Raw genomic sequence first — 18,067 nt, 5'->3', positions numbered from 1 at the left:
TTCAGCCGCTGACCACTCGGAACTCGGGTCCACGTCGTGCAGGGGCGTGAATCCGACTCCTGGGAGCCACTGCTTTGCCGCCGGCAGGCACGTCGGCCGTCACCACCGCGTTCGCCCCCACGGTCGCCGCCGGACCGATGTCGATCGGACCGACCACGACGGCGCCGGCCCCGAGAGAGACCCCGCGATGAATGTGTGGCACGGCGTGGGGCTCACCCTCGTCGTTGTCCCCGCGGAGGCCGATGGTGACGTTCTGGCGGATCAGCACGTCGTCGTCGATCACGGCGTCCGGGTGGATCACGATCCCGCTCTGATGGGCGATCCGCACCCGTCGTCCGAGGGTGACCTCGGCCGGGAGCTCGATGCCGTACACCATCCTGCTCACCCGTCCGCCCCACTTGGCCAGCGTCCGCACGGGACCTCGGAGCGCCCAAGGAGCGTTTCCCGACTCGGCCCAGTTGGCCAGCCGGTGGAACAGGACCGCCTGACACCCGGGCTGGCTGAACCCACCGTTAGTCTGCCGATCCTCTCTGATGATGTCGACGATCGGATAACGCCGGGCCAGCTTCTCGACCCACCAGCGTTCGGCGGGGATGCGGGGAGGGGTGTCATGGGTGACGGGGTCACCGGATGTCGCTTTCCACGGGGTGCGTCCGGCGCGCTGCTGGTCGACACGGGGCATGGGGGATCCTTCGCGGGGGAGAGCTGGCGTCAGGGGATTCAAGCGGACAACCCTACCCTAACGTAAGAGTAGGGTTACCAGCAGTCAGTTTGGTCCGTGTGTGCCACTCTGCGCGCCGCCGGCCGTGCGTACGCCCCGGGTGCACGCCCGCGTGAGCCGGATCTCAGCGCCCGCCCGGGCGCAGCCCTGCGTACCCTCCTAGACTCGAAGGATGGACGTGAAGATCATCGCGAAATCCCGGCAGCGGGACGGCACCCAGCATCTCGAGGCCACTGCGCCCGCCGGCACTCCCGTCGACGACGTGGTCACGGCGCTCATCAAGAAGCTCGGCATGCATCCCGAGTGCGAGGGCTGGGGCGAAGTGAAGGACGACAGCAACGCCGCCAGCTGGGTCTATCAGATCTCCATCGAGCCCTGATCTTCACGCCAGCCAGCACCGCACCAAGCTGTCCCGCTCGTCCATCCACTCCCTGGCGGCCACGAGCGGATCCAAACCGTCAAGATTGACCAGACTGTCCATCTCGTTGACGTCGTCGACGGTTAAACGGACACGCCCGAGCACCCTCCTTGTTCGCTCCGGCAGGAGGGCGACTGATTCCCGGTGGCCCAGCAGCGAGGCGCGATCGGGTGGTGGGAAGACGCGGCGGGGATCGTCCAGCCGGCGCAGGTCGAACACGTCGCTGAGGTGGTGGGGCACCCAGGTCGGAGTCACGAACCAGTCCCCGGCGCCCAACCGGCGGCGGACCGTGGCGATGATTTCGTCGACGCTGCCAGGTTGGAGCTGCCAGCCGGCTTCGGCCAAGCCGTACGCCTCAATCAGTTGGGCGGACCAGCGGTTGAGGCCCGACGCCGGGGTGGAACCGACGATCGTGAGCGTGGTCATGTCCTCCACGACGTCCGGGTCGCTGAGGTCTTCGAGCTCGGCCACCTGTGCCTGGGGAACGTAACAGGGGACGGCCCAGAAATATCGCGCGCCGGTGAACAGGGTGGCTACCTCGTCGACCCGGTCCTTGACCCCGGCCCACAGGATGCCGTGGCCGTGGGGGAGCCACCCGGTGGCAAACAGGTGAATGTCACCCGCGGCGAGCGCCGCATACATGTCCGTGTGCAGGCCGTCCATGACCGCGACGTCATGACCGAGGCGGAGGAGGACCTCTTCGACCACCGCGCCTGCCACCTGATGGCTGGACTCGGCCAAGCGGCCGAGCACGATCTGACCGGATGCGCCCATGGTCGTCTCCCCACACCTTTGGTAGATCGAGATTAGCGCCGGGGCCTGTGGGAGCGTCGGGGGCGCTGGATACGCTGGCTGCGTCACCGACTCGAAGGGAGCTTCACGATGAAGCTGAGCCATTTGCCCATCCGTCTCGCCGCCGGGGCATTCTTCCTGAACTCAGGCGTGTCCAAGCTCGGCATGCCCGAGGAACAGGCCGCCGGCATGAAGCAGATGGGCGCCGCGGGAGTGCCCTTGCTCGAGAAGGTGGATGACAAGACGTTCGCCAAGGCCTTGCCGATCGGCGAGATCGCGATCGGCGGGGCGCTCCTCGTGCCGTTCGTGCCGTCCTTCCTCGCCGGTCTGGGGCTCACGGCCTTCAGTGCCGGCTTGGTGAATATGTATCTGCGGACGCCCGGCATGACCCAGGAGGACGGCTTCCGGCCGACCGAGCAGGGCACCGGACTCGCGAAGGATGTGGCCTTCCTGGGCATCGGCGCCACGCTGGTGCTCGACTCGCTCTTCGGGCGACGGAAGCGGCGCAAGAAGGTGTCCGCCGCCGCCTGACAAGCGACATCAGCGGCCGAGCCTGGACGACCCACGTTCGGCCGCTGCTGCCGCGGGCCACCTCAGCGACGTGGGAGGCTGCGGAGGTCTGCCAACCGGCACGGTGGCGGGTCGGATCCCGGAGAGGCACTAGGCTGGTGCTGCCTGGGTGTTCTGCATCGGGCTTCTTCATCTCATCTGTGCCCGTGCGCCGCGGTCGTCCCGCGTCGAGCAGAACCCGGCACCAAATTGGAGCTTCTTGTCTTCCGATACTTTCGGGGCACTCGGCGTGCCCACTGCCCTTGTCGCCGTCCTGACCGCGCGGGGCATCACTACCCCCACTCCCATCCAGGCGGCCACGCTGCCGGACTCCCTTGCCGGGCGTGACGTGCTCGGTCGTGGGCGCACGGGATCGGGCAAGACCTATGCATTCCTGCTGCCGATGGTGGCGCGGCTGACCGGTGGTCGGCGTACCCCCAAGCGGCCGCGCGCCCTGATTCTCGCGCCCACCCGCGAACTCGTGAACCAGATCAACGAATCCCTCCTGCCGCTGGCCGAGGCGGCCGGGCTCACCAGCCGGACGATCTTCGGCGGTGTCGGACAGAACCCGCAGGTGACCGCTCTTCGCAAGGGCGTCGACATCGTCGTCGCCTGCCCGGGTCGGCTGGAGGACCTCATCGGACAGGGCCACGTGAGCCTCGACGCGATCGAGATCACCGTGCTGGACGAGGCGGACCACATGGCCGATCTCGGCTTCCTGCCCGCGGTTCGTCGGCTGCTGGACCGGACGCCGGCAACCGGCCAGCGCATGCTGTTCTCGGCCACCCTCGACAAGGCGGTGCACGGTCTGGTCACGCGCTATCTCCGCCGCGCCGTGACCCACGAGGCCGATTCGGCGCAGTCCCCGGTCGCCGCGATGGATCATCACATCCTGCACGTCACGAAGGAGGCTCACCCGAAGGTGCTCCTGGACCTGGCTGCAGCACCGGGCCGCACGGTGATCTTCACCCGGACGAAGCACCGAGCCAAGTCCTTGACCAGAAAGCTCAACAGCGCGGGAGTGCCCGCGGTGGAGTTGCACGGCAACCTGAGCCAGAACGCCCGGACCCGCATGATGGATGCCTTTCATTCCGGTGCGGTCCAGACCCTCGTTGCGACAGACATCGCTGCCCGTGGCATCCACGTCGACGACGTGTCGCTGGTCGTGCATGCTGATCCGCCGGCGGAGCACAAGGCGTACCTTCACCGATCCGGCCGCACAGCCCGCGCCGGCGCGTCGGGCACCGTGGTGACCTTGATGACGGACGAGCAGCGTCGAGATGTCGGTGATCTGATGCGCAAGGCGGGAATCCGGCCGACGACGACCGTGGCAGCGGTCGGCCATCCCGTGCTTCAGGATCTCGCGCCGGGGGAGCGGGCCTTCCCCGGCGGCTGGGTCGCCCCCGTGCCCCAGACCCCGGCTGGAAACACCAGGCGCAGCGTGCCCAACAACACCGACCGCAGCGGCCGCGGCCGCCGGGGAGCCGCCAAACCGGGCGCGGGTCGACGCAGCGGGCAATCAGGGAACCGGCGCCGGTCGGGTGGTGCAGCGGCCTTCTCCTCGCAGATGGGGCGCGGCTGACCCGGGACGACCTCCGGACGTCAACAGCCCGGTGCGTGGCTTTGCGGCCTGTGCACCGGGCTGTTGCGGAGTGAAATCAGCGAGAAGTACGCCGGCTCTTCGCTGTGGACGGCTTCCGTTTCGCGGTCGACTTCTTGGCCGTCGAGCGCTTCTTGGTGGATTTCGATGCCGACGGCGGCGTGAAGGCGTCGAACCACGCGTCCATCATCTGCTTGCCCGCCTTCTTCTGTTCCGCCTTCGCCGCGGCGGTCATGGAACCGCGGGCGGTGTTCGCCATCTTGTTCCACGAACTCAGATAGGCGCTCATGAACGGGTTCTTGGCCATGTAAGACCTCCTGGTCGGGCAAGGGGTGACACCGGCCATGATGCCACCACCTTGCCCGTGGGTGGGTGTGTCCGACCTGGCGGTCGGGGTCAGCGTGTCGGCTCGGAACCTGTCGGCCACTCGCCTTGGTCGGTGATGCCCGGGCGGGTCGGTCGTCCTTCAGGGTCGATCGCGACCGGATCACCGGGCATCGGATCGACGAGCTCCGGGTCGGTGCCGATGGGATCGCGCCCCGTCGTGCCGGGGGACTTTTGGCTCTCGTCCCGGACCTCCTGCACAGCATCCTTGCCGTGGCTGCGGACGTCCTGGGCCGAAGTGGCCGCGTGGTCGCGGACATCCTGTGCCTGCACCCGGCCCTCATCAGCAACGAACTGGGCAGACTGGGTAGCGGATTCCTTGACGCTCTGGGCGGCCTGCTGGGCTTCCGGCTTGAGGTGTTCCGCAGCATCCTTGGCCGCGGCCTGCACGGCATCGACAGCCGGCTGTGCCCGGTCCTTCAGGTCGCTCGCGAGCTGCTGCTCCCGCTGTGACGTCGGGATCAGGCTGCCGAGCAGGGCACCCGCACCGAAGGCGATAAGGCCCGCGGCCAAAGGGTTGCCCCGCGCACGGCGCTTGAGCTGGCGCGGCGCATCCTGCACCGTCTGGCGGGCATCGTCACCGAACTGCTGCGCGCGGTCCAACGCCGACGGTCCCGACTGGTGCGGATATCCGTACACGTCCTCGTCGGGGGACCCGAAAACGCGCTCCTTGAGGTTCTGAGCGCCCTCCTTGACCCCTTCGACCTGGCGTCGGACCACGTTGCCCGGCTTGGCTTCGTCGGCCAGCGCGTTGACGTCCTGGCTGAGGTGTGCGCGGGTGCGCTCGATATCGCGACGGATGTCGTCGGGATCGTTATGGGTGGTCATCGGTTCTTCGCCTCCTCGCCCTTGAGGGCATTGGGGATCTGGCCTACGGTTTCGGCGGTCCGAGGAGCTCCCTCGACCTTGTTGAGTGACGACTTGCCGGCAGCGGCGAGGATGCCCGCGATAACAGCCCAGATCACGGCCACGATCACGAAGGCCCACCCGAACCGGGGGTCAGTCGAGTCGAGCAGGTGGGCAATGAGCCACCAGAGCCCGAGCGACAGGAACATCAGGACCATGTGGCCGGCGACTCCTGCACCGGCCAGCAGACCGGCGCCCTTGCCGGCGTTGGTGGCGCTCTGGCGCACCTCTGCCTTCGCCAGCGCGACCTCCTGCCGCATCAGCGTGGACAGATTGGCCGTCAGGTCGGAGAAGATGTCACCGATCGACCGGTCGTCGCCTGCGAGTTGCCGATCGATCGAGCGGCCTTGGGACAGGCCCGCGTCGTCGTACGCATGGGATCCCGTGCCGGGCGCATGCTGAGGGTGCTGCGCGCCGGCCAAAGGGTCCGTGCTGTCGAAGCGATCGGTCATCGGCGCTCACCCGGATCACCGAACTGGCCCTCACCGAACTGGGCCTCGTAGGGCTGTCCCGTGGCTCCCGGACGGTAGCCGCCCTGCGCCTGCGTGCCACCGGCGAGGTCCGGAGACCAAGTCGACCCAGTGGGCGGCTCGGCGTACCCGAGCCCGACGGCAGGCTGCTGCTGCGCGTAGCCCCGGCGGCTGTCGTAACCCGCATAGGGCTCATCGTCGACGTTGTCGTCCCGCAGCCCGCGAGCGAAACGGCCCACGAGAAGGCCGGCTCCTGCTGCCAACGCCAAGAACGTCCACGGGTTCCGGGAGGCATAACGCCGCACCTCGGTCACGGCGTCTCTCGGCTCATGTGTTTCGAGCCACCCCACCAGTCGTTCGCCGCGCCCGGACAGCTCGCGGGCTGCCTGGGTGGCGTAGCCGTCATGCTGGCTGCCCTGGACCATCTCGCCGAGTTCCGCGACGACCTCGCGAAGCCCGCTCGCGAGTCGGGTCTGGCCTGTGCCCAGTTGGCTGTTCAGTTCGGTCAGGCCGCTGTCGACCAGTCCGCGCAGTTCGCGCTGTGCGTCGCGGGCGACTGCCTTGGCTTCGGCGCCGGCGGTCTGGGCGACGTCACGGGCGGCACCGGTGGCGTGGTCCTTGACGTCGGTCGCCTCCTGAAGTGCATGATCCTTGACTTCGCCGGCCTGCTCAGCACTCCGGCCCTTCACATCACGTTCGGGGGTGTAGGGATCGTTGGTCATTCTCTGCTCCTGCCTCGCATTGTCTGCGTGCTCAGCGTGACCAGCCGCGTCCACGGCCGTAGATGCAAATCTACATGTCGATATCCCATGCTGGACAGGGGCATCGCCAGTTGGGTGGAAACCCCGCCGTTAGGGTGGTGATGAGCGTTGCATGACGACGCGCAAGAATGAAGAGGCGCAAGGGAGGGCAGATGAACCACTCGTTCTCGACCAGTGCCGGCGGACCGTGGACCGTGCGTCATGAGTCGGCCCGAAATGTGCTGCTCGCGGGTCCCACCGTGTGGTCGTTGATTTGCGAGCACGAGTCGGGGTGGCGAATCGTTCACGAGCAGTTTTCGCGCAACGCAGTCATCTATGAGCCCGGGGGCGACATCGTCGGCGCAGTCCCGGAGAAGGCTCACAACCCGAGCAGCCATCGCATGATCGCCGCCCTCACGCTGTGGGTCGAGGAGCATGCCGCCGCCCAGGGTCTGCCACCGCTGGAATGAGCAACAGAGTGTCTGCTGGCGGGGTGCTGGCTCAACGCTAGGCATGAGCCCGGGTCAGCGTCAGTTGGCGTAGGGTGAAGGAATGAGGGATGTGGCACCGCGGTCCATGCTCGGGGCATTCATCCGACGACAGCGTGAGCTGTCGCAGATGTCAATGCGCCAGATGTCGAAGATGGTCGGCATCTCGAATCCCTATTTGTCACAGATCGAGCGCGGTCTGCGTGCCCCCTCGGAATCCGTGACGGCAGCGATCGCCACCACATTGGGCATCACGGTCGACGAACTCTATGAACGCTCCGGGGTGGAGCGTTCACCGGGCGCGGGGGCGTCGGAGGTCGCCAAGTCGATCGAACGTGCATCCGAACTCAGTCCGCCCCAGCGTGAATGCCTGATGGGGATTTATCGCTCGTTCTTGGCGGTGAACCAGGCCCTGCAGCTGGGTGGCCGCACGGAGGGCGACAGGCCAGGGGAGTCCGCGGACAACGATTGAGCGGAGCACAGAACGGGCCCCGTCGTTGATCGACGGGGCCCGTTGTGATCCTGAGCGAAGGTCAGCGAAGCAGGTCGCGCGCAGCCTTCGTGTAGGCGTCGCTCAGATCCTGAACGAACTGGACCTGGGTGGAGGCCAGGGTGTTGAGCCACTCGACCTGGCTGGCGTTCGCCATCTGCTTCTGGAAGTCGAGCATGCTCCTGAGAGCCTTCTCATAGCTGTCGAGAGCGACGTTGCCGGAAGCCTTGGCAGTCTCGATCAGCTTCTCGTTGAACTCGCGGATGCGGGCAATGGTGGCCTCAGCGGTCTGCATGGCTTCCTGCGCCGCCCTCTGGGTGTTCTCGGTCATGTTCGTTCCTTCGTGATGTGTTCTTCGTGCCTGATGCTAGCGAGCGTCCGATCGGGCCCGGAGCTCGATGTTCCGTTTCTTATTGGCTTCGTGGCTCGAGTTGGCTTCGCGGCTCGAGCCACGCGACGATCTCGGGCCAGATCTCCCGTTTCGCCTTCGAACCGGCCATCAGGCCGATGTGGCCTCCGACCCGGTCCATATATTCCACGTCGTCCGAACCCAACAGGTCGAGCAGCGGGAGTGTCCCTTCGCGGGGGGCGATGTGGTCCATCGACGCCGTCACGATCAGGACTGACTGGCGGATGTTGCCGAGGTCGACCGGCTGTCCACGCATCACCATCTCGCCCTTGACGAGTGCGTTCTCCTTGAAGAGGGCGTTCACCCATTCGGCGAATGCCTTGGCCGGAAACGGGGGATTGTCTGCGACCCACTTGGCCATCGCCTGATGACTGACCTTGTTCACGGTGCCGTCCTGCACCTGGGTCCACAGACGCACGGGCGTCCCGAGGAAGTTCGGCACCGGCTTCAACATCTTGTTCGCCGTGTTCACTGCCCAGCCGGGCAGCGAGGGAATGCTGCGGGCCAACTGGTCGACGTCGAACGTCTCGCGGCCCATCCAGGTCTGATAGGTGCTGTTCTCGGTGTCGAGGGGCATGGTGAGAGGCACCCAGTTGCGGACGGGAGCGTCCGGGGTCAGTGCGAGATAAATGCCGCTGAGGGCGGCGCCCATGCACCAGCCGACCATGGTGATCTCATCCGCTCCGCTGCGGCGACGCAGTTCGCGGATCGCAGCGGGCAGATGATCGAGCGCGTAGTCGTCGAGACCCATCTCGCTCTCCTCGTCACCTGCGATGCCCCAGTCGACGAGATAGACATCGAACCCCTGCTCCAGCAGGAATTCGACGAACGAGTTGCCGGGCCGGAGATCAAAGATGTCCGGGCGGTTGATCAGAGCGAACACCAAGAGGATCGGCACCGGATGGCGGCGGTTGGTGGAGCGGTAGCGATAGAGCGTCGTCTTGCGGTAGGTCCACACGACCTCTTTGGGCGTCGCGCCCACGCGCGCGTCCTCGGTCGTCAGCATGATGTTGGAGAACTCGAGGAGCTGCTTCGGCAGCCGCGCCGCTCCGCGAAGGGCGCCCTTGAGACCTGAGGCGGCCACGGTCACTCCGTTCCGGAGACGGCCGACTTGCGCGCCGTCGCCTTCTTGGCCGGTGCGCTCGGCTCGGCACCCGCGTTCTTGGCCCGCTCGGCCTTGAGCTCGTCCTGCAGTTCTTCGACCAGGGCCAGCACGGCCTCGAGCTTGTCCTCGTTGCGGGCGAGCTGCCGCCCCAGCTCGGAAACGTCACGGCGGCCGGCGAGACGCGCGTTGCGGATCAGGAGGTCGAGGGTTTCGCCACCGATGCGGCTGATGGCAACAAGGTTGCCCGTGAGCTGGGCAAGGATGTCGCCGAAGGCCTTGGTGTTGACGACCTCTTCCAGGCCTGCGCCGCTGGACCCGAAGAATTCATCGATTCCCTTGCGCAAGCGCTCGGTAACAGTGACCTGTTCGGTCATGGCGAATGTCCTTTGTCTCGGTGGCTCTCCACTCCGATGCTAGTCGGCTCGACCGCAGTCCGGAATGGCTGGTCGCATGCTCACCGCGGCGGTGGCGCCGCACGCGTCGGGTGCGTCCCGCCTGGCGGCCCGGAAAATGCGATCGATAGCTTGAGTGGGGGATCCTCTATGCAGAATCCAGACATAAGCCGAGGAGACTCCGATGAGCCGTGCTAGCCAGGGTGGCAGCCAAAAACGCGCCGAGCATGTGGCACGGGCCATCGAGGATCGCATCGTGGAACTGGGCTGGCCCGTGGGTCAGCTCATCGGGTCGGAACAGTCGCTGATGGAGGAGCACGGCGCGAGTCGCGGTGTCCTCCGCGAAGCAGTCCGGCTCCTGGAACATCACGGCACGGCGCGGATGCGGCGGGGGCCAGGTGGCGGCTTGGTCGTCGACGCGCCGAGCGCGCACGCGGTCCGCCGGTCGGCCTCGCTGCTGCTGCAATATCAGCGCCTCGATCTGGCCAGCCTGGTGGCGGCCCGCACGGCTCTCGAGCTCACGTGCTTCGATTCTCTCGCGGAACGTGCGGTGGATCCTGCGGTGAGTGGTCAGCTCATGGCTGCTATTCAGTTCGAATCCAGCACCATCGGCACCCAGGATTCGGGTCATGGATTCCACGTCACGCTCGCGCAGCGAGCGGACAATGCCCCTCTGGCGCTGTTTGCCCAGACCCTCATCGAAATGCACGGTGAGGAAATCGACGGGACGCCTCAAGATCCCGAATTCATCCTGCTCGACCAGGGTGTGTGCCACCGCGAGCACGAGGCCATCCACGACGCTCTGGCGATCGGCGACTGGGCGCGTGCACGGACTCGTCTCGAACGCCACCTCGGCCGGCTTGCGGACGCAACGCTCGCGAGCGAGGGCCGCGACGAGCTCATGGCCTGACACGCGGTTGAACGCGTTCATATCATTTTGATGACACGCCGCGTCGGTGCGTGCCGTTAGCGCGCGCTGCCGAAAGACTCCATCGCACGGACTTCTCCCACATACCTTCCCCGATGCGATGGAGATCATCATGAACATCACCCACAAGCACGCACGCCGTATCGCGGCTGCAGCACTCGGCACAACGGTGGCGCTGTCCACCTTCTCAGCGGCGCCCGCCTTCGCAATCGACGGCAGCGGCAGCGTTGCCGTGCAGGATCCGGCGAGCATCACTGAGGTCCCTGACAACAACCCGCACATCGACGGCTGCACGGTCGCCGTCGAACTGCGTGGTTACGGCGGCGTCGCCGCGGGCGGCGAAGACGTCCGCATCGCCTTCGAGACCCAGGGTGGCCGCGGAGGCCAGACGGGTGGCCAAGCGGTGAATGCAAGCCCCCTGTCCATGCGGGTCACCGAGAGCAAGTCCGGCAGCGAACTGAACCTGCGCCAGAACTTCACGTTGGCCCCGGTTGCCAATCAGACTGTGACCCAGGTCAAGGTGACCGCCTACTCCGGTTCCGCTGACATCGGCACCAAGGTCTTCACCATCGACAACTGCACCTCGACGCCGCCGACGAGCGACCCGACCTCGACCGCGGACCCGACCTCGACCGCGGATCCCACCTCGACTGCGGACCCGACCTCGACTGCGGACCCGACCTCGACCGCGGACCCCACCACGAGCACTGATCCCACGGCTCCCACGACCGGAGACCCCACCGTGTCCACGGACCCGAGCGCCAGCGTGACCTGGGAAGCCAGCGCCACGCCGACGGATCCCGGCAAGACCCACAAGCCGGATCACCCGAAGAAGGTCAACTCCGGTGGCGAGGCTGACGCCAGCGGCCTGATCTTCCTCGGCGTTGCCGGTGCCGGCCTCCTCGGTGCTGCCGGTTACGGCCTGAACCGCGCTCGCCGCAAGCGCTGATTTCTGACCAGCTTCAAAAACTGTGGCCCCGGGCATCGCGTCCGGGGCCACAGTTTTGTTCACGCAGCTCAGGTGATGGGCAGAATCTCGTTCAGATCGAATGGCGCAATGCTTTCCAACTGGTCGAACGTGCACGACGCCGGATCACGGTCAGGTCGCCACTTGGAGAATTGCCCCGTGTGCCGAAAACGGGATCCTTCCAAATAGTCGTATTTCACTTCCACCACCAGTTCCGGCCGCAGCGGCACGAAGCTCAGGTCTTTTCCGTTGTTCCAGCGCGACATCTCGGATTTCCGCGGCGATCGAGCGCCTTCGTGATCGGTCATTTCCGCAGCCCACGACCACGGATGATCCACCAGGTCGGTGACCAGCGGCTGGAGTTCGGCGTACATCTCCTTGCGTCGCTTCGCCGGGAATGCGCCGATCACACCGACCGATGCCAACCGCCCCTCGTCGTCATAGAGCCCCAACAGCAGTGACCCGATCGCCTCGGCGTCGTTCTTGTGGGGGCGATAGCCGGCGACGACGCAGTCGGCCGTGCGGGCATGCTTGACCTTGCTCATGACCCGCTTGTCGGGGAGGTACGCCAAGTCCGGCGCCTTGGCGATGATGCCGTCGAGGCCAGCCCCTTCCCACTCCGTGAACCAGCGCTGCGCGACCTCGACGTCATCGGTGAGTGGGGTCAGGTGCAGGGGCGCGCGCACGGTCGAGAAGAGCTCCACCAGACGCGCACGCCGCGTCGCCAGCGGCTGGTCGCGCAGGTCCTGGTCGCCGACGGCGAGAAGGTCGAAGGCGACGTACTCCGCCGGTGTCGTCTCGGACAACATCCGCACCCGACTCTCGGCCGGATGGATCCGCTGCTGCAGCATCTCGAACTCAAGCCGCCGCCGGCCCGGCCCCGGCACGATGATCTCCCCATCGAGCACGCAGGGGACGTCGAGCTGGTCGACGAACTCCCTCACCAACTCCGGGAAATAGCGCGTGAGCGGGCGTTCGTTGCGACTGCCCAGCACCACCTCGTCGCCATCGGCGAACACGATCGAGCGGAACCCGTCCCACTTCGGCTCATACAGCTGCCCGGGCGGGATCGCCGCCACGGGTTTGGCGAGCATCGGCTTCACGGGAGGCAGCACAGGCAGTTTCACGGCATCATCGAAGCATGACCGGACGTACCTTCGCGGCGGTGGTCCCGCCGCAGACCGTGATCGAAGAAATGGAGGACTACATCGGCCCTCGGCGCGAAGCCGACCGGCGGCTGTCGTGGGTCTGGCCCGAGCACTGGCACATCACCACCCTGTTCATCGACGACCTGCCCGATCGGAGCCTGGACCCGCTCCTGGAGGGCCTGGACCAGTTGGCCGCGCGTACGCCACGCTTCCCGGTCCGCATCGGAGGCGGCGGCTGCTTTCCCGATCCCTTCCAGGCCAGGGTGTTCTATCTGGGCGTGACGCTGGGGGACGAACCGCTGGCCGCATTGAGCAAGACCGGCAGGGCACTGGCGAGCACGGTCGGCGCGCCGCCCGACGGGGCGCGGTTCGTGCCCCACCTCACGCTCGCCCGGACCCGGACGCGGTTCGACGGTACGCGGTGGCTGGGCGTACTCGATTCGTTCGGGGGCTTCGACTGGACAGCGACCGAACTCACCCTGATCCGCTCGCACCTGCGCCAAGGGCCGCGCAACCGCTCACGCTATGAGGTCCTGGGGCGTTTCCCGTTCAAACCCGCCGGGTCGGGCGGAGCCTTGGGTCGTCTGGAAACCGTCGGCGCGGGTGACTAGGTTGCTCCCCATGTCCTATCGCCCAGAAACCCTGGCCGTGCACGCCGGCCAGGAGGAGCCCGACAGCGCCACCAACGCCCGCGCTGTGCCGATCTATCAGACCACTTCCTATGTCTTCGATGACGCCGAGCACGCGGCCGATCTCTTCGCGCTGCGCAAGCCTGGCAACATCTATTCGCGCATCATGAACCCGACGACGGGCGTCTTCGAGGAGCGCATCACCGCCCTCGAGGGCGGTGTCGGGGCGGTGTCCACCTCGTCGGGTGCGGCCGCCATCACCTATGCGGTGCTGAACCTGACCTACGCGGGCGACAACATCATCGCGCTGTCGACGCTCTACGGCGGCACCTACGCGCTGTTCGCGCACACGCTGCCGCAGTACGGCATCGAGGTCCGCTTCGTCGATCCCGAGAAGCCCGAGGACCTCGCGCAGCACGTCGACGACAAGACCAAGCTGGTCTTCGGTGAGACCCTGTGCAACCCCAAGATCAACGTGATCGACCTCGACGCCTGGTCCGAGGCCGCCCACGCCCAGGGGTTGCCGTTCATCGTCGACAACACCGCGACGACCCCGTTCCTGTGCAAGCCGTTCGAGCATGGTGCGGACGTGTCGGTCCATGCGGCGACGAAGTACATCGGCGGCCACGGCACCTCGATGGGCGGCGTCATCGTCGATTCCGGCAACTTCGACTGGAATGCTCATGCGGAGCGGTTCCCCGGGCTGACCGGGCCCGACGGGGCCTATCACGGTGTCGTGTGGACCGAGGCTGTCGGCAATCTCGCCTACATCATCCGGGCTCGCACCGTCCTGCTGCGCAACACCGGCGCGACCCAGGCACCGATGAACTCGTGGCTGTTCCTGCAGGGTCTCGAGACACTCCATCTGCGCATGGAGCGGCATTGCGAGAACGCCCAGAAGGTGGCGGACTATCTGGCGGGTCACCCGGCGGTCGCCTATGTGAACTATCCGGGGCTCGAGGGCAATCCCTATGGAGCGGTCGCGGACCGCGTTTTCACCGGCCGCGGTTATGGCGGTCTGGTGTCGTTCGGGCTCAAGGCCGGGCGCGAGGCGGGCTCCCGCTTCGTGGAAGGGCTGCAGCTGTTCTCGCACCTGGCGAACATCGGCGATGCCAAGTCGCTGGCCATCCACAACGCCTCGACCACCCACAGTCAGCTCACCGAGAACGAACTGGTGGCGGCCGGGGTGCCGGCTGACATGGTCCGTCTGTCGATCGGCATCGAGCACATCGACGACATCATCGCCGACTTGGACCAGTCCCTGAGCGCCCACGGCGGTGGGGGAGAATGACCCGGTGACAAGTGGATCCACCCTCGGGCCGACCTCGTCGGAAACGACCCTCGGCACACCCGTCGGCCCGGGGGTGGGCACCGTCGAAACGCACCGGGTGCGACTGTTCGATGCGTCCCACCCGCTCACGCTCACCAGCGGAGCGACCCTCACCGAGGTCGATGTCGCCTATGAGACCTATGGCGAGCTCAACGACGAGGGCACCAACGCCGTCTTCATCTGCCATGCGCTGACCGGGGACGCCAACGCTGCCGGCACGCACGAGGGGTCGCGCAAAGCGGGCTGGTGGGACAATCTGATCGGCCCGGGCCGACCGGTCGACACCGATCACCTGTTCGTGGTGTCGGCGAATCTGTTGGGTGGTTGTCAGGGCACGACCGGACCGGCCTCGATGAATCCCGCCACGGGCCGCGAATACGGGCTGGACTTTCCTCTGCTCCAGATGGCGGATTTCGTGACCGTGCACCGGGCGCTCCTGGCGCATTTGGGCGTACGCCGGCTGCTCGCCGCCGTCGGCGGCTCGCTCGGTGGCATGCAGGTCCTCCAGTGGGCTCTGTCGCATCCCGAGGACATGACCCACGCACTGATCATCGCCGCGTCGTCCCGGCTCACCGCGCAGAACATCGCGTTCTCCGCGGTGGCGCGGGAGGCGATCAAGCGCGATCCCGGTTTCGCCGAGGGGCGTTATCGCGAGAACGGCACGAACCCCGACTTCGGGCTCTCGATCGCGCGGATGATGGCGCACATCACCTATCTGTCCGAGGAAGGGCTCGCCGAGAAGTTCGGTCGCCGCTTCCAGGACTCCGAGACCCCGCGCCACGGGTTCGGTGCTGATTTCGCGGTCGAGAGCTATCTCAACTATCAGGGCGAGGCGTTCCTCAACCGCTTCGATGCGCTGTCCTATCTCTATCTGACCCGCGTCATGGACTATTTCGACGCGTTCGCCGACATCGACGAGGACCGCCCCGGCGACGCGTTCGCCGCCGTGCAGCAGGCGGGCACGAAGTTCTGCGTGCTGTCCTTCGACACCGACTGGCGATTCGACACCAGCCATTCCCGGCGCATCGCGCATGTCCTGGAGCGTGGTCGTCTGCCGGTCACGTTCCGGGAGATCCCGTCGGTGTGGGGACATGACTCGTTCCTGCTGCCGATTTCGGCGTACCACGACACGATCCGCGCTTTCCTGGAGCGCGCACAGGAAGAGGTGCTGTGAGGGTCAACGATCACGACACCCCGCTCGGGCACACGCCGCTCCGGGCTGACCTCGCCCTGGTGGCGGATCTGATCCCGGCCGGTTCCCGTGTCCTGGACCTCGGCTGTGGCTCCGGGACTCTCCTCGCCCATCTGATGGCCCACAAGGACTGCACCGGCACGGGTGTGGACAGCGACAATGACCAGGTCATCAAAGCGATCCGACGCGGATTGTCGATCATCGATCTCGACATCGAGGCCGGTCTGCAGCACTTCGCGGACAACTCCTACGACATGGTGGTGATGTCGAGGACCCTGCAGGCGATCCGGCAGCCGCGGGCGCTCATCGAGGAGATGGGGCGCGTGGGGGAGCGGATCATCGTCTCGGTGCCCAACTTCGGACTGTGGCGCAATCGGTTGGCACTGATCGGTGGGCATATGCCGATCTCCAAGGACCTGCCGTTCACCTGGTATGACTCGCCCAACGTTCGCTACACGACGCTCGCCGACCTGGAGGCGTTCTTCGCGGCGACCGGCTTCGAGATCGAGACACGCATCCCGCTGGTGGAATCGTGGCGGCCGCTGAAACGGGGCGTGCGCATGGCCAATCTGCTGGCCGGTTCGGCCGTCTACGTGCTGAGAAAAAGCTGAACAAAACTCCTTGGAAAAACTCACGCTTATCGAGACTCGATAATATCGACTCTCGATAAGATTCATGGTGTTGCAGCATCCTCGCCCCGATTCGCCGGAAGGCCAACGCCAATGTCCGATACCTCTGCTCCCACCAAGTCGATGTTCACCGCGTCCAGGGGGGACTTCATCGCCGCCCGCGTCGTTCTCCTGATCGCAGCCCTGTTCTTGGTCGTTGGTTGTGCGATCCAGTTCTGGCCGACCGGTCCGCTGCACTTCACGAGCAGCGTGGCCGAGGATGGGCCGGCCTATGCCGCCCCGGACATCGCAACCGGCGCGTCCGCCCGGTTCAGCTCGGAAATCGAATGGACGGTGTCCGATCCGACGCTGGGCCAGCGCGCGTTGGCCGGACTCCCTGCAGCAGTCCTCCTCATCGCAGGCCTGATCGCCGTCTGGTGCTTGTGGCGGCTGATCGATGCGGTCATGGCGGGGGAGCCCTTCACGCGGCGCTCCCTTCGGCACGCCCGGGTTCTCGCCCTCAGCGTCGCCTTTGCGGCGGCGTGCTGGCCCTTCCTGGGTCCGCTGGTCAACTTCATGCTGATCACCCAGGTCCAGTCGCTGCCGTCGGTCCTGTTCACTGTCCGGCTGCAGGACTTCCTGCCGATCGTGGTGGCGGCGTTGCTGGTGGTGCTGACAGAGGTGTACGCGCGGGGCCTTGCCCTTCGCGAGGACGTCGAGGGGCTGGTCTGATGCCGGTCGAGGATCCGCACCGGGTGGTCTGCCACCTTGACCGCCTGCTGGAGGCGAGGGGGATGACGCTCACCGCGCTGAGCGAGGAGGTCGGGGTGTCCCTGGTCAATCTGTCCGTGCTCAAGAACAATCGGGCGAAGGCGGTCCGATTCGCAACGCTCACCGCGATCTGCTCCGCACTCGACTGCAGCGTGGGCGACCTCTTCTCGGTGGCGTCGGTCCCGGAATAGGCCCGACGCTTCTGGTGACCAGCAAGATCTGCCGAAGAAATTCGGTGACAGTTCTCCAGCGCGCAACTATTCTGTTTCCGGATCATCGCCCTGCCCGGGCACGATGAGCCCGCTGAAGCACCAATCAATGGAGCACGAAAGGAGCAGGCCATGTTCGACGAGCGCTATGCCACCGGCATCGTCACGACCGATCAGAGCCTGTCGCCTTGGTGTCCCTGCCTGCGTCGCCGCACGATCGATGGCTGTCTGGGCTGACCTCCTCCCGTGGAGTTTGTCGGCGTCAAGTCACCGTCCTGCGGTCTCGCAGGACGGTTTTTGTGTTTTCAGCGCCCTGCGTCGCCGTGGAAGGAGGAGATCATGAGCGGAGTCCTGGTGCTCAACACCGACAACACAGCCCTGCACACAGTGTCGGTGAAGCACGCGATCGGCATGTTGGTGCGTGAGGTCGCGATCGTCGAGGAGGCCCGAGAAGGTCACGCCATCGGACCCTATCCGTGGCCCGTGGTCCTCCGGCTGATCCGCTATGTGAAGACCGCTTTCCTCTATGCGCGGGCCCCGGGCTGGACCAAGCGCGGCGTCCTCAAGCGGGACCGACACACCTGCGCCTATTGCGGCGGTCACGCGTCAACGGTCGACCACCTGTTGCCGACCTCGCGCGGCGGGCCGAACTCCTGGCTGAACACGATCTCGGCCTGCGGTCCGTGCAACCTGATCAAGGCCGACCGGACGCCCAAGGAGGCGGGGATGGCGCTGTTGTTCAAGCCGTACGCGCCGTCGCGCGCCGAGCTGGCGACGCACTGACCCGCGACACGACTGATTTGGATAGGTCCTATAGGTGA

The 18,067-nt window shown here is 66.3% G+C and carries 24 protein-coding genes; 14 read left to right on the top strand and 10 right to left on the bottom strand.

The genetic code is table 11. The features are described from left to right. Position 1: 1 nt before the first annotated feature. Positions 2-682: a serine O-acetyltransferase gene (locus tag ACQ260_RS01905; protein ID WP_432557706.1), complete on the bottom strand. Its 681-nt coding sequence runs from the start codon at positions 680-682 to the stop codon at positions 2-4. 211 nt (positions 683-893) lie between these two features. Between ACQ260_RS01905 and ACQ260_RS01900 the strand changes: the two genes are divergently transcribed. Then, positions 894-1,100, top strand: coding sequence for a hypothetical protein (locus ACQ260_RS01900; protein ID WP_432557705.1), 207 nt, complete (start codon positions 894-896; stop codon positions 1,098-1,100). 3 nt (positions 1,101-1,103) lie between these two features. Here the strand turns inward: ACQ260_RS01900 and ACQ260_RS01895 are convergent, their stop codons facing one another. Continuing rightward, positions 1,104-1,913, bottom strand: coding sequence for a glycine betaine ABC transporter substrate-binding protein (locus tag ACQ260_RS01895; RefSeq protein ID WP_432557704.1), 810 nt, complete (start codon positions 1,911-1,913; stop codon positions 1,104-1,106). Positions 1,914-2,021: 108 nt separating this feature from the next. On the opposite strand from ACQ260_RS01895, the gene ACQ260_RS01890 reads away from it, so the two are divergent. Continuing rightward, positions 2,022-2,462, top strand: a complete 441-nt coding sequence (locus tag ACQ260_RS01890; RefSeq protein ID WP_432557703.1) for a MauE/DoxX family redox-associated membrane protein — start codon at positions 2,022-2,024, stop codon at positions 2,460-2,462. Positions 2,463-2,700: 238 nt separating this feature from the next. Further along, on the top strand, positions 2,701-4,062 hold the full coding sequence (locus ACQ260_RS01885; protein WP_432557702.1) for a DEAD/DEAH box helicase: 1,362 nt from the start codon (positions 2,701-2,703) through the stop codon (positions 4,060-4,062). 76 nt (positions 4,063-4,138) lie between these two features. On the opposite strand, the gene ACQ260_RS01880 is transcribed toward ACQ260_RS01885, so the two are convergent. From ACQ260_RS01880 to ACQ260_RS01865, 4 genes are all read right to left on the bottom strand, one after another. Beyond that, the gene (locus ACQ260_RS01880) at positions 4,139-4,387 is read right to left on the bottom strand and encodes a hypothetical protein (protein WP_432557701.1); all 249 of its coding nucleotides are present in this window, start codon (positions 4,385-4,387) and stop codon (positions 4,139-4,141) included. 89 nt (positions 4,388-4,476) lie between these two features. Beyond that, a complete protein-coding gene (locus tag ACQ260_RS01875) occupies positions 4,477-5,292 on the bottom strand; it encodes a DUF3618 domain-containing protein (RefSeq protein ID WP_432557700.1) in 816 nt (271 codons plus the stop codon). After that, the gene (locus ACQ260_RS01870; protein WP_432557699.1) at positions 5,289-5,822 is read right to left on the bottom strand and encodes a phage holin family protein; all 534 of its coding nucleotides are present in this window, start codon (positions 5,820-5,822) and stop codon (positions 5,289-5,291) included. Before ACQ260_RS01870 ends, ACQ260_RS01875 begins: the two co-directional genes overlap by 4 nt. After that, positions 5,819-6,562 carry a hypothetical protein gene (locus ACQ260_RS01865; RefSeq protein ID WP_432557698.1) on the bottom strand — a complete coding sequence of 248 codons (744 nt, stop codon included), beginning with the start codon at positions 6,560-6,562 and terminating at the stop codon, positions 5,819-5,821. The genes ACQ260_RS01870 and ACQ260_RS01865 overlap by 4 nt, the downstream gene beginning before the upstream one ends. 191 nt (positions 6,563-6,753) lie before the next feature. Between ACQ260_RS01865 and ACQ260_RS01860 the strand changes: the two genes are divergently transcribed. Continuing rightward, positions 6,754-7,050, top strand: a complete 297-nt coding sequence (locus ACQ260_RS01860) for a hypothetical protein (RefSeq protein WP_432557697.1) — start codon at positions 6,754-6,756, stop codon at positions 7,048-7,050. 82 nt (positions 7,051-7,132) lie between these two features. Continuing rightward, positions 7,133-7,540, top strand: coding sequence for a helix-turn-helix domain-containing protein (locus ACQ260_RS01855; RefSeq protein WP_432557696.1), 408 nt, complete (start codon positions 7,133-7,135; stop codon positions 7,538-7,540). A 61-nt stretch (positions 7,541-7,601) separates the two neighbouring features. Here the strand turns inward: ACQ260_RS01855 and ACQ260_RS01850 are convergent, their stop codons facing one another. From ACQ260_RS01850 to ACQ260_RS01840, 3 genes are all read right to left on the bottom strand, one after another. Further along, positions 7,602-7,889, bottom strand: coding sequence for a hypothetical protein (locus ACQ260_RS01850; protein ID WP_432557695.1), 288 nt, complete (start codon positions 7,887-7,889; stop codon positions 7,602-7,604). A gap of 79 nt (positions 7,890-7,968) precedes the next feature. Continuing rightward, entirely contained in the window at positions 7,969-9,051 is a 1,083-nt protein-coding gene (locus ACQ260_RS01845) for an alpha/beta fold hydrolase (RefSeq protein ID WP_432557694.1), read from the bottom strand. A gap of 2 nt (positions 9,052-9,053) precedes the next feature. Further along, positions 9,054-9,446: a hypothetical protein gene (locus ACQ260_RS01840; protein ID WP_432557693.1), complete on the bottom strand. Its 393-nt coding sequence runs from the start codon at positions 9,444-9,446 to the stop codon at positions 9,054-9,056. Positions 9,447-9,648: 202 nt separating this feature from the next. Between ACQ260_RS01840 and ACQ260_RS01835 the strand changes: the two genes are divergently transcribed. Both ACQ260_RS01835 and ACQ260_RS01830 read left to right on the top strand, forming a co-directional pair. Then, a complete protein-coding gene (locus ACQ260_RS01835) occupies positions 9,649-10,374 on the top strand; it encodes a FadR/GntR family transcriptional regulator (RefSeq protein ID WP_432557692.1) in 726 nt (241 codons plus the stop codon). A 130-nt stretch (positions 10,375-10,504) separates the two neighbouring features. Next, complete coding sequence (locus ACQ260_RS01830) at positions 10,505-11,341, top strand: hypothetical protein (protein WP_432557691.1); 837 nt, start codon at positions 10,505-10,507, stop codon at positions 11,339-11,341. Positions 11,342-11,409: 68 nt separating this feature from the next. On the opposite strand, the gene ACQ260_RS01825 is transcribed toward ACQ260_RS01830, so the two are convergent. Further along, positions 11,410-12,486: an ATP-dependent DNA ligase gene (locus tag ACQ260_RS01825; RefSeq protein ID WP_432557690.1), complete on the bottom strand. Its 1,077-nt coding sequence runs from the start codon at positions 12,484-12,486 to the stop codon at positions 11,410-11,412. Positions 12,487-12,500: 14 nt separating this feature from the next. Between ACQ260_RS01825 and thpR the strand changes: the two genes are divergently transcribed. The 7 genes from thpR (at position 12,501) to ACQ260_RS01790 (ending at position 18,029) form a co-directional block, all read left to right on the top strand. After that, positions 12,501-13,118, top strand: coding sequence for an RNA 2',3'-cyclic phosphodiesterase (gene thpR, locus ACQ260_RS01820; RefSeq protein WP_432557689.1), 618 nt, complete (start codon positions 12,501-12,503; stop codon positions 13,116-13,118). 10 nt (positions 13,119-13,128) lie between these two features. Next, a complete protein-coding gene (locus ACQ260_RS01815; RefSeq protein WP_432557688.1) occupies positions 13,129-14,427 on the top strand; it encodes an O-acetylhomoserine aminocarboxypropyltransferase/cysteine synthase family protein in 1,299 nt (432 codons plus the stop codon). Between the two features lie 4 nt (positions 14,428-14,431). After that, positions 14,432-15,640 (top strand): homoserine O-acetyltransferase MetX, encoded by a 1,209-nt coding sequence (gene metX, locus ACQ260_RS01810; RefSeq protein WP_432557687.1) that lies wholly within the window; start codon positions 14,432-14,434, stop codon positions 15,638-15,640. Next, positions 15,637-16,269, top strand: coding sequence for a methionine biosynthesis protein MetW (gene metW / locus ACQ260_RS01805; RefSeq protein WP_432557686.1), 633 nt, complete (start codon positions 15,637-15,639; stop codon positions 16,267-16,269). The genes metX and metW overlap by 4 nt, the downstream gene beginning before the upstream one ends. A 111-nt stretch (positions 16,270-16,380) precedes the next feature. Beyond that, positions 16,381-16,998, top strand: coding sequence for a DUF2975 domain-containing protein (locus ACQ260_RS01800; RefSeq protein WP_432557685.1), 618 nt, complete (start codon positions 16,381-16,383; stop codon positions 16,996-16,998). Beyond that, complete coding sequence (locus tag ACQ260_RS01795; RefSeq protein ID WP_432557684.1) at positions 16,998-17,228, top strand: helix-turn-helix domain-containing protein; 231 nt, start codon at positions 16,998-17,000, stop codon at positions 17,226-17,228. The genes ACQ260_RS01800 and ACQ260_RS01795 overlap by 1 nt, the downstream gene beginning before the upstream one ends. Before the next feature lie 357 nt (positions 17,229-17,585). Beyond that, the gene (locus tag ACQ260_RS01790; RefSeq protein WP_432557683.1) at positions 17,586-18,029 is read left to right on the top strand and encodes an HNH endonuclease; all 444 of its coding nucleotides are present in this window, start codon (positions 17,586-17,588) and stop codon (positions 18,027-18,029) included. The last annotated feature ends 38 nt before the right edge of the window (positions 18,030-18,067 follow it).

The organism is Ammonicoccus luteus, from assembly GCF_050880385.1.
Taxonomy (GTDB): Bacteria; Actinomycetota; Actinomycetes; order Propionibacteriales; family Propionibacteriaceae; genus Enemella.
The sequence above is the reverse complement of the archived record's forward strand: the minus strand, read 5'-3'. Positions and strand labels throughout refer to the sequence as shown.